The organism is Sphingobacterium sp. 40-24 (genome assembly GCF_001899705.1).
Lineage (GTDB): Bacteria > Bacteroidota > Bacteroidia > Sphingobacteriales > Sphingobacteriaceae > Sphingobacterium > Sphingobacterium multivorum.
Genome location: NZ_MKWH01000044.1, coordinates 1 through 13,727 on the forward strand (window position 1 = coordinate 1; position 13,727 = coordinate 13,727).

At 43.6% G+C, this 13,727-nt stretch carries 12 protein-coding genes; 8 read left to right on the plus strand and 4 right to left on the minus strand.

The genetic code is table 11. From position 1 onward, the window contains the following. Nucleotides 1–195: 195 nt before the first annotated feature. From BGP15_RS17405 to BGP15_RS17415, 3 genes are all read left to right on the plus strand, one after another. Entirely contained in the window at nucleotides 196–1,104 is a 909-nt protein-coding gene (locus BGP15_RS17405) for an SMP-30/gluconolactonase/LRE family protein (protein ID WP_286770261.1), read from the plus strand. A gap of 74 nt (nucleotides 1,105–1,178) precedes the next feature. Then, a complete protein-coding gene (locus BGP15_RS17410; RefSeq protein WP_286770262.1) occupies nucleotides 1,179–3,869 on the plus strand; it encodes a DUF6493 family protein in 2,691 nt (896 codons plus the stop codon). Continuing rightward, nucleotides 3,860–5,209: an SWIM zinc finger family protein gene (locus BGP15_RS17415; protein ID WP_286770263.1), complete on the plus strand. Its 1,350-nt coding sequence runs from the start codon at nucleotides 3,860–3,862 to the stop codon at nucleotides 5,207–5,209. Before BGP15_RS17410 ends, BGP15_RS17415 begins: the two co-directional genes overlap by 10 nt. Nucleotides 5,210–5,223: 14 nt before the next feature. Here the strand turns inward: BGP15_RS17415 and BGP15_RS17420 are convergent, their stop codons facing one another. Then, a complete protein-coding gene (locus BGP15_RS17420; protein ID WP_286770264.1) occupies nucleotides 5,224–6,177 on the minus strand; it encodes a hypothetical protein in 954 nt (317 codons plus the stop codon). Nucleotides 6,178–6,303: 126 nt separating this feature from the next. Between BGP15_RS17420 and BGP15_RS17425 the strand changes: the two genes are divergently transcribed. Genes BGP15_RS17425 through BGP15_RS17440 form a run of 4 tightly spaced genes read left to right on the plus strand, consistent with a single transcriptional unit; the run spans nucleotide 6,304 to nucleotide 9,499 of the window. Beyond that, a complete protein-coding gene (locus tag BGP15_RS17425) occupies nucleotides 6,304–7,533 on the plus strand; it encodes a hydroxymethylglutaryl-CoA reductase (protein ID WP_286770265.1) in 1,230 nt (409 codons plus the stop codon). Further along, a complete protein-coding gene (locus tag BGP15_RS17430) occupies nucleotides 7,523–8,104 on the plus strand; it encodes a CDP-alcohol phosphatidyltransferase family protein (protein WP_286770266.1) in 582 nt (193 codons plus the stop codon). The genes BGP15_RS17425 and BGP15_RS17430 overlap by 11 nt, the downstream gene beginning before the upstream one ends. Before the next feature lie 2 nt (nucleotides 8,105–8,106). Continuing rightward, nucleotides 8,107–8,817: a phosphatidate cytidylyltransferase gene (locus tag BGP15_RS17435; protein WP_286770267.1), complete on the plus strand. Its 711-nt coding sequence runs from the start codon at nucleotides 8,107–8,109 to the stop codon at nucleotides 8,815–8,817. Nucleotides 8,818–8,824: 7 nt separating this feature from the next. Continuing rightward, nucleotides 8,825–9,499 (plus strand): diacylglycerol/polyprenol kinase family protein, encoded by a 675-nt coding sequence (locus BGP15_RS17440; RefSeq protein ID WP_286770268.1) that lies wholly within the window; start codon nucleotides 8,825–8,827, stop codon nucleotides 9,497–9,499. 38 nt (nucleotides 9,500–9,537) lie between these two features. Here the strand turns inward: BGP15_RS17440 and BGP15_RS17445 are convergent, their stop codons facing one another. From BGP15_RS17445 to BGP15_RS17455, 3 genes are all read right to left on the minus strand, one after another. Next, a complete protein-coding gene (locus BGP15_RS17445) occupies nucleotides 9,538–10,155 on the minus strand; it encodes an arsenate-mycothiol transferase ArsC (protein WP_286770269.1) in 618 nt (205 codons plus the stop codon). A gap of 15 nt (nucleotides 10,156–10,170) precedes the next feature. Then, entirely contained in the window at nucleotides 10,171–10,644 is a 474-nt protein-coding gene (locus tag BGP15_RS17450) for a DUF6428 family protein (RefSeq protein WP_286770270.1), read from the minus strand. 80 nt (nucleotides 10,645–10,724) lie between these two features. Next, a complete protein-coding gene (locus BGP15_RS17455; protein ID WP_286752100.1) occupies nucleotides 10,725–11,054 on the minus strand; it encodes an ArsR/SmtB family transcription factor in 330 nt (109 codons plus the stop codon). A gap of 290 nt (nucleotides 11,055–11,344) precedes the next feature. Between BGP15_RS17455 and BGP15_RS17460 the strand changes: the two genes are divergently transcribed. Then, nucleotides 11,345–13,672 (plus strand): GAF domain-containing protein, encoded by a 2,328-nt coding sequence (locus tag BGP15_RS17460; RefSeq protein ID WP_286770271.1) that lies wholly within the window; start codon nucleotides 11,345–11,347, stop codon nucleotides 13,670–13,672. The last annotated feature ends 55 nt before the right edge of the window (nucleotides 13,673–13,727 follow it).

A 13,727-nucleotide genomic window follows, 5' to 3' on the forward strand; every position in this document is an offset into this window, starting at 1 on the left:
TGATCTGCGTGAATAATTTGATCCAAAACATCAAAAAAGGTACTTAAAGTTTCAATCATATTCCCCTCCGGGGTACAAAAAAGCTCATCTAACGATGGGCTTTTCGTGTTTTAGCCCCTTGCCTCCAAAGACTTATCCGAACTTAATACGTCCGAGAAAATTATTTTTTGTCCGAAAATTGATAAATTAGACAATATGTCCCATTCAGCTCATTCTCGCCGGCATTGGCCGACACTCCTACTGTCCGTGCTCTTCTCCTTAAAGGGTTTAGACCTCAGCGCGCAATTGTTTCATCAGGACAGCCTGAAATTAATAGCTCGGCAGTTTGCCTTTACCGAGGGACCGGCAGTGGATAAGTCCGGGGACATTTATTTCACCGATCAGCCCAATAACAAAATCTGGAAATATAGCACCAAAGGGCAACTTACGCTTTTTAAAGATGCTGCAGGCCGCGCCAATGGCTTGTATTTTAACCATCAGGGTCAGCTCCTCGCCTGTGCCGACGAAAAGAACGAAATCTGGTCAATCAGCAAAGATGGAGAGGTTACCGTGCTGCTCTCAGCAGTTGATGGGAAAAAACTGAATGGTCCAAATGACCTTTGGGCAGACAAGAAAGGCGGCATCTACTTTACAGACCCCTTTTATCTGCGCGAGTATTGGACAAGGAAAAAGCCAGAGATCGCTGGGCAGAAAGTATACTACCTCCCGCCCGGAAAAGGAAAAAAACCGATCGTAGTAGCTGAAGATGTAAGCAAACCGAACGGCATTGTAGGATCGGCCGATGGAAGATACCTGTATGTCGCCGATATCGAACGGAATAAAACATACCGGTACAGCATTGAATCTAACGGCAAACTCAGCAGACAGACGGCACTTATTGATCAGGGATCTGACGGGATGACTTTGGATCAGCAAGGAAATATTTACCTCACAGGCAAAGGCGTTTTTATCTATAGTCCTACAGGCCTGCTGATCGGACATATTGAAGTAAATGAACCATGGACGTCCAATGTCTGTTTTGGAGGCAAAGATCGCAGCGACTTATTTATAACCGCCTCAACAGCCATCTATAGGATCCCCATGCGTACCAAAGGCGTAGATTAATACCGCCGAAAGAAAAAACATTTTTTATAGGACCTTATCGGATTTATGATATTTTTGAATGTTTAATTAACTATATGAATAAACTCAATCAATATATCAAAGACAAAAATTGGGTCGAAGTGCTGAACCACTGTAAAGTACTAAATCCCGATGAACGCTCAGCAACTATACAACACTTGCATTCGTTGGATATTGACACCGATATTTTAGGAAAGAATGTCGATAATTCAGATAGTCAGGCACGACTTGAGTTTTATGAGAACCGTAAAAAGGTGAATGCCACGCTCAATTTTGCACTTATTGCCTGTACCCGCCAATTTGAGGATATCGCACAGATTAAACGCTTAAATGGAACTTGGCATTCCTGCCCGTTAAGCTCCTACCTGGTAAATCCGGCCATTGGTGTAGAACCCTTAATGGCCTTTTATCAGCTTTTCCCACCCGTCTACCTGCATAAGATCGTTAAAGATTCACAAAAGGACCGCTTTGACGGTATTGATTTCAAGGTATTATGGGCATTTTACCAACAAGGTTGGATCACTTTTGATGAAAGCTATTTTGTTGCTTGTTTGTTGACAGTTGATACGTATGACAGAAGCACGGAAGAGGAGGCCGATTTTTTATTGAAAAATCCAGCGGCAATCGACAGCGTATTTCTACAATTCCACCACTATGAAATTCCTGTGCTCGACATTTCCAAATGGAAAGCGCGTGAGGGATTTGTATGTAAAAAAGTGACTGAGTATTGGACAGAGGTCATACAAATCATGCAGGAGAAGGGCTATGTATTTGACCGCGCTATTATTCCCCGCTTAATGGAGTCGTTACTCAATAACTGGAAGAAACCGCATTTAGATTGGCATACCCGGCTGTTGGGTGTATTTAATACGACAAAACAGGAATATCTGAAACAGCAACAGCTTTTGTTTTCGCTCCTGAATACTGGTAATACCAGTCTTATAAATTTTTCGGTCCGACAGCTCAAAACAATCTATAAAATGGAAGGTTTTGATGACAATGGATTTATTGATCATGTGATCACTATTTTCCCAAAGGAAAAAATAGAAAAATCATTGCTGCAGTGTTTGGATATCCTCGAGCACCTGCTGAAAAAAGAGGAACATAGCACGCTTGATATTTCCGCAGAGCTATCCATGCTGTTACTACAGACTGATTCAAAAGTACAGGAAAAAGGCGCCCGGCTTTTAGTAGCACAGGCTGCTGATCCGGAAGTCCTGAACGATCTCGTTGAACCGCACCGCAGTAATTTAAAACTTAAGACCCTCGAAATTCTTGGCTTGGCACAAGCGACACCTTCTGTAGCAGAACCCGCATTTGAAGAGGCGGAAGCACAATTCGAAGCAGAACAACTGGAACAGGTCGTGATTCCATCCACTTGGGATGCTTTGCTATTTCAGATCGGCAATTTCATCAGAACGAAGTCTGCTTTAGATTTCGATATCTTCCTCGAAGGACTGAATCAGTTACAGAACGATATCCCAAAAGACTACAAAAAGCAATTGAAACCCTATTGCAAACAGCTGTTCAGCCGTTTTTGGGATGTTGACTACATGGGCTTTTTCGCTGATTTTATGCACTATTGGATTGGCGAAGATAGCACCGAAAAAACTGGTCATAAAAGTGACAGCATCCCCTTCGCACAGCATAAGCTGGATTGGATGCGACAAAAACTCGTCAACAATAACAGCTTACCATTTCTGTCGACACCGAGTCACCTCCCCTTTTACCTGCATCCTAACGTACTGATAAAACGCTTACTCGCGTATGAACAAAAAAAGGCTGCTATAGAGATGGAAGATCTGATCGTCGCTTGTAATAGATTGTTATACCAAGAAACAGATGAAGAGACGGTTCGCCTTGTGAAGACCTTAAAAGGAAATTACGCTGCTGCAATGCAGTACTTTCTGGGAGTTACAGACCATGTTAAGCCCACAACAGATGTATTGGCCCTCTGGGCGCAAGTAACACGGATCAAGCAACCCGATCAGGTATTTCCGGAATTTGAACATACCTCAGCTAAAAGCTATCCCGCTGTCGTAAATCCATTTGAGATCACATTCGAAATTGCGGTCGACAAAAACGAATACGCAACCTGGCACAGAATGTTTCTGGAACACAACTGGAATTATACCTGGAAGAGACAGGAAGAAACCAAACATTACCCGCCGTTATTCTATCATACAGCGTCTTTTGCGACAGGATTTCGGGAGGCCATTGCTTTTCAACTCAGCTTAACACCACAGTACATTGGTCCGACTTTATGTCGCTATATCCCAGACACCGCTTCAGGAAATGAAGTCCGGGAGATGGAAAACTGCCTGTACCCGATGCAATTTGTGATGGATAATCACCTGGAGGTACGAGGCAGCGGATGGTTCTATATTGCTGTTTGTTTATTGTTTGAAAAGAAGATCTCGCGGGATCTGGCTGCAGAATATGTACAGTTTGCGCTGTTGAATAGCAAACAGGATCTTTCCTACCTTGCTCATGTAATCGGCAGACTACTTGCCGCCGGGTATGCGCCGGTCAACAGGTTTATCGAATATTTAGACCGCCCATTTGTCGCACAGCAGATCAAAGCGTTCCAATTATTATGCCTAGAAAAGACCCTAGAGCACCTTGATGCTGAGCGTCTACCAGTGAACAGCAAAAAATTGGCTGCTTATTACGCCGAAATTTCGGCCCAACTTCATAAGGAAGTAAATCAGGTATTTTTAAGTAAAGTAAAACGCAAATGGATGTAGACTTTGAATATCAGTATCAACATACTTCTACGATTGCTATGGGTGGGCGGGACAAATCTTTTATCCTAGCGCATTGTTCTGAAATTGAACAGGACAATCAGGTTCCTTGCTTCTTTCATGGCAGCATTATACATTCATTTGTTGCTTCAAAATGTTTAAGTACGCTCGGTAAAACGGTACGCTCTCATTTTGCTATTAGCCCCGATCAGCGCATTAATATGCGCGATCCAATCGTTTCTGTCGGTAATGGTCAGCTACATTTTGAAGCATTTTCATCCTGCAACAGTGTTTACGCGCGTATTGACGTCCTGCAAACAGGAATTGACGGGGAGTTTATTCAATCTGGCTGTACCAATGTCGATTTTAACGATGCAACGATCCGGGCTTTCAATACCGTTGGTCGCAGCGATAAATTGATCGTCGGCGTAGGTTCCAATGAGTTGAAAGTCATCACTTCGCGCGCGGAGACTACGGAGAAAAAAGTGAGTTTGCCCGATCGCTGGATTAAAGGATTGGGCAATGTCCAGGTGTACTTATCGCAAATGGAGCTTGCCTTTAAATTGAACAAAATTGAAGCTTTGCAGCTCTTTAAAGGTCTGCCGAAAAGCGCAGTCAAGCCCGAATACTTTTTATCGAAATCGGGCAACAGCTATACTTTTTCTGCCGTTGCCAAACCCAACAGTTTAAAAATAGGTGGTATCCATCGACTCAATCTGATCGAAAACCTGCTTTTGCACGTAGACAGTGTTTCATTCTATAAACACGAAGATCAGCAAAGCACAGCGGTAGTACTGGATTTCAAAGACATACAAATGCTGTTTCTACTTTCCGAAAGTGTCTACCGGGGGTTTTCTGGTGAAAGTAAGCACATCGAAAACCTGTTGGTTCAACTGCCCGAAGAATGGCTTTTGAGCATCAATAATTATTTTAAAACCAATGAGGTTTTTCAACCTACGCTAGTTTCCATAGAACATGACATTCAGCTCGGCACCATGGCAACCATGCAAGCCTCACTCTCCAGTATGGGATTATTGGGTTACGATTTGTGGAGCAACAATTATTTTTACAGAAAGCTTCCCTTTAAACTTTCACGCTTAAAACGCTGTAATCCAAGGTTGCAAAATGCCGTTAAGTTGGTTGACGATGATGCTGTGCTGCTCCTGCAGCACGACAAAAATGGCATTAAGGCCGAAGTAAAAGGTAGTGCGAACCTGAGCCATATTGTCGTCGGCAAAGGGAATGATCTGCAATGTACCTGTACCTGGTTTACGAACAACAGGACAAATAGAGGTCTCTGCAAACATATCCTGGCGGTAAAGATGAAGCTCGGTGAAGTATAAACATCGAGCAACCTTTACATTTCATGATCCACACTTACCTGTGCTTTATAGCGGTCGATCTTTTGGTACACCTTATTAAAAAACATTTTTTTGTCCCGCGTTCCTGCTGTATTTAACAACCTGGAGTTTTTGAGCTGATGCTGATAGAAATGGAAGGCGTGTTGACAGCTGTCTTTATCATTGGTAATAAAATAACCAAGCATTGTATGCGGAACGAATAGTGACCTCCGGTCGTTATTTCCAACAAGGACATTATTGTTTAAAATCAATAACTCATGGTAGTACAGCTGGTACTGGTCGTTGTTTGGTACACAACTTTTCTCCAGTGAAAATAGCAGTTCTTTAAGCTGCTCACAGAGCAGCTTTCCGTTTTCGGCAGTCAGTAAACCGGCCTGCGAAAAATAGATGATCTGCTGCAGGGTACTGTTAATGGTGGTATCGTTCCAGATCTCTTTCACCCGGATGGACGAATAATAATCGTGCAGCTTCTGGCCTCTACCATCGATAGGTGTATTCGCCAAAAAAGATTCGAAAGACAGTTCCAATCCGTCCGACCCCAATAAATTGAGCCATACATATTTTTTGAATATGGACAATAACCCTGTATCGATGGTATAAAAGATCGGAATATCCTTAGCCGAGTAATACAGGTAAGTCCGCAGATTGGGTTCAAACTCCGTTAAGGATTTAAACGAATGCTCCAGGTAATTTGACAGATCATTAAAGGACTGAATTTCTGGCGTTTTTTTCACTAAGATGTGATCACTTTGCTGAAATAGCTTATCCAAAGAAAGTGAAAAGCGATTTGCAAGCTGCACCGTCTCCCCAATTGAAAATTTGCTCTTCATGGAGATTCTGCGGTGCGCCGCATCATAACTAATATCGAGGGCGCCTGCAATCACCTCGATAAGAGATTTCGCGGGATCGATTTTCCGCTGTATTTCCTGAATCAACTTCTCCTGATACATAAGCTCACTATTTTTTTTGCGATAATCACAAAAATAAAAAATTATATTATTGTTTACCACAATTTAAACTGCGATTATCACAATAACTTTGGAAGACAATCGATATTTATTTATTAAAAGCCAGTTATGAAAATCGTATTAAATAAACCAGAGGGCTTAGCCAGCCCAAGTGAAATGTCAAAGACGTTGCCATTTTCGCGCGAAATTAGTCATGAGGGCACCGCAGCATTATCAAGCTACCTCGAAAGCGCAACAGGCCAGCAATTCCCGATCTTGACGGGCACACGCCTAGAACCAGCGCTCTTCCAGGGCAACATTGAAAACTTTATCGGTATGAGTCAAATCCCGACGGGCGTTATCGGCCCTCTTCAGGTTCATGGAACTTCGGCCAATGGAAATTACCATATCCCGCTTGCGACCACGGAAGGGGCATTGGTTGCATCTTATCACCGCGGATCCAGAGCCTGTTTAATGGCCGGCGGGATAACATCGATCTGTCTGCAAGAAGGGGTTCAAAGAAGCCCTGTATTCAAATTTGAAAACATCAAGGATCTGAGTCTCTTCGTTTCCTGGTTCCTCGCAGAGAAAGAAAACTTTCAGGAAATCGTAAGGCGTACAAGCCGTTTTGCGAAGTTAACCGATACCCGCATACAGATCGAAGGCAATCATTTAACCATCTCCTTTGAGTATTTCACTGCAGATGCAGCAGGCCAGAATATGGTTACCATCTGCACAGAGGCTCTCTGCCAATTTATGATGGCCTCTTGTCCCATCAAACCCAGTCACTGGTTTATTGAGGGAAACAGCTCGGGAGACAAAAAAGCAACCGCCGCGGCTTTCCATCATGTTAGGGGCAAAAAGGTAACTGCCGAAATAACACTGCCAGCCAACATCGTGTCCGAAGTCCTTAAAACTTCATCCGAACTGATGGACCGCTATTGGCGTACATCTACCATGGGGGTTATTCAAAGTGGAGCTATAGGGGCACAGGGGCACTACGCCAATGGATTGGCCGCCTTGTTTTTAGCAACGGGTCAGGATGTCGCCTGTGTTGCCGAAGCAGCAACCGGTATCACGCGCATGGAGCTGAATAAAGACGGTTCACTCTATGCGGCCGTGACCTTGCCCAATCTTATTGTCGGCACTGTCGGTGGTGGAACAAAGCTCCCGACTCAAAGAGAGTGCCTGGAAATGATGGACTGCTATGGCGAAGGGAACGCCATAAAATATGCTGAAATAGCAGCAGCACTTGTTCTCGCAGGAGAATTATCGATCGCCGCAGCCCTTTCCGCAGGTCAGTTTACACAGGCACATCAAAAATTTGGCAGAAAAAAATCACTACAAAATGGAAACTAAAAAAGAAAACAGATGGAATGTGCCCAGTGCACTTTCCGCCTACCGTATACTGGCATTGCCCTTTATCAGCTATGCACTTTTCACCGCAGACAGGGATCTCTTTATCCTCTTATTATCCATCAACCTGATTAGTGATATCCTCGATGGACTAATTGCCAGGCTATTTAACCTTCAGACGGAATTTGGCGCCAAATTAGATTCTGTCGCAGATATCGGCACATACCTGATGGCTTTCATCGGCATGATAACATTGGAAAAAGGCTTTGTAATGGCCTATAAAATCGAATTTATCCTGCTCATTGTCCTCTGGATTATTCCCCAGATCTATGCGCTTATCCGATTTAAACGCTTTCCCAGCTTCCACTTATGGTCCTATAAATTAACGGGCTATCTTCAGGGCATATTTATCTTTGGTTATTTTGTATTCGGATTCAACGCCTTTTATTTCCACCTGATGTTAGCCGTAAGCTATCTGGCCTACCTGGAAGAATTGGTGCTCGTGATTATCCTCCCGAAGCTGCAATCCAATCTGAAAAGTATATTCCTTATCCAATTACACAGAAGGGCTTAATCATGTATGTATTAATAGCGAATATATTGTTGTTATTTTTTGGCATTGGCGCATTGGTCACTGGCTATCTCAATAGGAATAGTCCAATTGCGCAAGCAAGGGAACGCTGGCTAAAACTGGGTTTTTACTTCCTTATTTTGACCCTTGTCTTTTTGTCCATTTATACGGACTATATCAGTCTTTTGGCCATTTGCATTGGAATAGTCGGTCTTTACGAAATTGGCAAGGCTCATCTATCTTCAGCACGGTCGCTGTTATTTTTTTGTTCTGTAGTAATCCTTTACCTCGCGCTTATCGCTGCGTTTATAAATTTTGGCAACAGGGCATCGACAGAAAAGGTTTGTTTCATCTATTTTACGGTCGTGGTTTTTGATGGATTCAGCCAACTCTGCGGTCAATTATTCGGCAAAAGAAAACTGATACCATCGATTAGTCCCAATAAAACAATTGCGGGTTTAGTTGGCGCTTTGGTCATTGTCAGCAGTACCAGCTTGTTCCTCTTTCCGTCCATGGAATTGTCCGACATGCAAACTTTAATGACTAGCCTTTTTATTTGCTTTTCAGCATTGTTGGGCGATCTATTGGCTTCGTGGTACAAGCGAATCTGCCGAATTAAAGATTATGGTACCCTCATTCCAGGGCATGGCGGAATACTAGACCGATTTGACAGCTTTATATTCAGCGGAGCCATCTATGGGCTCATTTACCTTTAAAAACAAGATGATGAAAAACGATTTATGGAATATGCTTCTCTTAGCTAGCCTATTCTTACTGCTATTCGCACTAGCTGAACTATTGTATCAACAGTTTAAGGTTAAAGCCGAGTTTACCCGAAAACTCGTTCATGTAGGCACAGGGATAATCTGCCTATTATTTCCGATTTTGATCACAAGCCACTGGTCTGTTTTTATCCTATGCGGATTGTTCGCCTTGATTTTATTGCTATCCATCAAGTTCGGTTTATTGAAATCGATCCATGCAATCGACCGAAAATCTGTCGGTAGCCTAGCCTATCCCGCAGCGGTCTATCTCTGCTTTCTCGCCCAGGCCATGTTGGGCAAGGGGGCTATTTTTTATTATTTGCCGCTACTCACCTTAGCACTATGTGATCCGATGGCGGCATTATCCGGCAAAAAATGGCCTTATGGTTCTTACCGCCTATTCGGTGCGCGAAAAACACTGGTAGGATCCGCCGTGTTCTTTATATGCGCTTTTATTACAGTGATCGTAATTGGACACTATCTCCATGAGCCAAGCCTGCACCTAAGCGAAATCACCATGATATGTACCCTGGCACTCGTCGTGACAATAGCCGAAGCATGTAGCAAAGACGGTTACGACAACATAAGTATTCCCGTCAGTAGCATACTCAGTTTGTATGTGTTATTTCCTTGATCCGGAAACGTCCAGAAATTTTAATTTCGATCGCATGGCTATCGCTTGATTTTTGAAAAGACGTAAAACATGCTCCTTGCAATTTCAAGGCTCCGCTCGGCATATATTCTGGTCTGGTCGGGCGTATCATCAGCGATTTTGGGATCCTCAAAAGTAACCGGAAACCTTCTATCGGCACCTGCTATAAACGGGCATCCCCCATCGGCCTGCGAACAGGTCATAATGGCGATAAACTTCGATACCGGATTAAAGGGGCTATCATATTTTTTTGAAAAACCAATTACGGGAAGCGCATTGTCATCATATTTTATAGCATATACAGGGTTATGGGTATCCGAAACCGTAAAGATATGGAAACCCTGCCCGGCTAACGTCTCCGCTACTTTAGGAAATAGGGCCGTTTCTTCTGTACCGCCCGAATAACAATATACCTTTGGAATATTGAAATATGCACTTGCCACCTGCGCCCAAACCTGGGACAAGTGGCTGCGCCTTGAATTATGGGTACAGATGAAATTGAGGTTTACAGCCTCCGATTGATCAACCTTCTCCTGAATAGCAAGGATCAAAGGCTTTAAAACGGCGCTGCTATCTTCGTTATCCAATCGCGTCCAATTGAGCTGCTCAATGGTATCCGCCAATTTAGGGTATATCATGCGATGATCAACAATTTAACAACATCCTGATCCAGGTGTACAGCATGAGGGTTGCGCGATCGGTAGCTGCGCCAGGTTCAGCTTCGTTTTTTCCGATGGTATACCACAGGCATCCTGCGCCAGACAAGCAGTCGTTTTATTTTTCAGTATAAACGTTTTCCCATTAAAATCAAGGTCGTACTTACCGATGGTATCGCTTTGGTATTCCACTTCGATGTCAGCATCTTCCAGTCCTAGTTTTTCTTCAGAGAGCTTGATGATATGGAGCAGCTTTGCAGGTTTGAGACGGTGCTCATAATCGTCCGCATTCCACAATTGAAAGTTGACTACGCTCTCATTCCGGATAACGCCACCACAATCGATAAAGCTCTTAGTGATTTGACCAACCTCGGTCACATGGAAATGCTCGGGCACAAAATTGCCGTTTTCCAATTGAAACTCAACATTTGTTAAGGTTGGAAGGATTTCTTTAATTTCTGATAATCTCATAATAATTCAATTTAAAATAAACGCGCTATTTATTAATAATATATCGCAATATTACGATACGTATTGCCAAAAAAAATGCACTAACAGCATCCTTTTACTTTTACATCCTGGTTAAAGAATGTATTCAGTACACCTTGGGTTTGCTTCCACACATTTTCGTCAATGCAGTAACAGACTGATTTTCCCGCTATGGTACCCTGGATGATGCCTATATTTTTAAGCTCTTTCAGGTGCTGCGATATCGTCGCCTGTGCCAATCCCAATTCCTCAACCAAATCGTTACAGATACATGCCTTTTGGTTTATGATGTACTGAAGAATTGCTATCCGTGCCGGATGTGCTAAGACCTTGAGGAATGAAGCCAGTTTATTCTGCTCGTCGGTGTAAATTTCTGTTTTCGTAATTCCCATATTGCCAATTAATACATCGCAATATTACAATATTAATTTAACGAATCCAAATGCAAGCAACATATTTATCCGACTCCACCTATCAGCAATCCGCCACCATTCTAGGTATGGCAATAATGAAAACGGCAACTACCATCTATCTTGCTTTACATCGCATCCGATGACGGACCCATCCGAAAAATCCAAAGTACAACGTTTTTAGCCTTGCGCTTTGGATTTTCTTTTCGCTGATTATTTTATATTTTTGTACATCTTCCAGCAATAATCTAATTTAGTCGGGAACAACCATTATGCAGTTTAATTTCGCCTTTGATTCCAGTCCGTTTAAAACCCTGATCGCTTTTCATAAGATTATACCCTCTTTTGAAGCAGCGGCCCTATCGCCGGTTGGCTTTCAGGCTAATTACGCCCGATCGCTGCTGGAAGAAATCAGCAAATACCCCGAACTTATCGAGGGCGTAGAAAAAGCCGAAGACCTGCTGCGATACGAGCCTATCATCAAGGTGCTGCTGGCAGATCTGTTTCCAAGCTCACTGACGCATAATGAGATCAAGGCCATTACCATTCCCTTCCATCTCTATACGTTCAACCATACCGCAAGACTGGAAAAAATATTACAGGACGCCGGCGATCACTATGAATTTAGTCTGCGCGACATCTCGCCCGACACCTATTATATCCTCAATTGCTGCGTCATCATCAGTCAATATTATGGCTTTAAGGTGGATGCTATGGATGCCCCGCTCTTTTTGGATATTCCAGACAAGAATAATATCATTCATCATTACCGCGTCCTCTTCAATGCCGATTTTATCGATGTCCTTCCGACAGAACAGGCTATCGACCTTTCGGCAGAAGATATTACCGAACTCGTCGACAACTTTTCAGATATTGCCCTATGGAAGTCCAAATTCCCCGAGCAGAGCTGGATCCTGAAGGGCTTTTCCATTATGACGCTCTTCGATGCCACCATTGAAAATGCGGTATCGAGCTTCAAGAGCAATCTGCTGCGCGAAAAAAGTGCGATCCAAATGGCGGAAATAGAAAGCATCTTCAGGTCGATTTATAAAATAAATGATCTGCGGATCGGACTCACCTCCTTTGAAAAAGTCAGGGACGAGTACAACTTACGGCTTGTCGAAAAACAGCTGTACAGTCATCTACTTTACGATTCGACCATCGAGGAGTGTGAAAGCATGCTCTGCAGCGAGACCCTGGAGCGCATGCTCAGCAAGGACGAATACCTTGTTGTGCCGGATATTGACAAACTGCCGATTGCTGATCCAAAACAGGCCTTTTTTATCAATAAGCTGAAGCAGCAAAATGTAAAGAGCTTTATTTTTGTTCCCCTGATCGAGGGCGACAAAGTGCTGGGTTTACTGGAAATGTCTTCCTCCAGGGTACGCGAACTCAATTCGGTCAATGCCAACAAGCTCAATTTCATCTTGCCCTTTATAAAGGATAAAGTTTCGAAAGCATTTTCCGAAACTGAAAACCAGATTGAAGCGGTGATCCAAAAAGAATATACATCGATCCACCCGAGTGTCAAATGGCGGTTTCAGGAAGAAGCCATCCATTTCCTCAACGACCGCGCCTTCGGCAAAGACTATGCCCTGCAGGAAATCGTCTTTGACCATGTTTATCCGCTCTATGGGCAAATCGACGTACAGGGCTCCTCCGAATCCCGAAATCAGGCCATCCGGCAAGATCTGATCAATCAGAGTGAGGAGCTTATCGCGCTGTTTACGGCGGTCAACCAGACGCAGCCATTACCCCTATTTGAGCAGAAAATATTCGATTTGGAACGAAATCTGACGACGCTGCAACATGGGCTGCTGACGGATACGGAACAGCTTATGCTCGATTATTTTAACCAGGATATCCATCCTATTCTGGAGAATTTCAGAAAGAATAACACAAATAGCCTCGCCACAGAGTCCATAGACCGTTATTTTGAGCGGATCAACCTGTCCATCGGCGGTTTTTATGAGGCCCGCCAGGATTATGACAACTCCATCACGCTGATCAACAAAAAGCTGGTGGCCGTCCTCGACGAGAAGCAGGTGGAAGCCCAACAGTACTTTCCACATTACTACGAGCGCTACAAGACAGATGGTATCGAGCACAATATGTATATCGGGGCATCCATTGCTCCGGACCGGAATTTTGAGCTGTATTATCTGCGCAATTTACGCCTGTGGCAACTGCAGGTGATGTGTGCCATGGAACAGGAATTTAGGCAGCTGCAACCCTCACTGCCCCACCTGCTCGAGGTAACATCCCTGATATTGGTTTTTGCCACGCCCATTTCCATCCGCTTTCGCATGGACGAGAAGCAGTTCGATATCGATGGCTCCTACAATGTGCGCTATGAAATTGCCAAGAAACGGATCGACAAAGCCAAGATCAAAGGCTCTACAGAACGCATTACCCAAAAAGGTAAACTGGTCATTGTTTACTCCAATGTACATGAAGAGACAGAGTACCTAGGCTACATCAACCTACTTCAACACAAGGACTTATTGACGAATGAAATAGAACAGTTTGAGGTGGAAGATCTCCAGGGCCTCGTTGGCCTGAAAGCGATCCGTGTAGGCTTTCACTTTCAGGAACAATAGGAAAACAGTAACGATCATCTCGGACAGGTTCGATTACCGAAAAGTAAACGGTAGC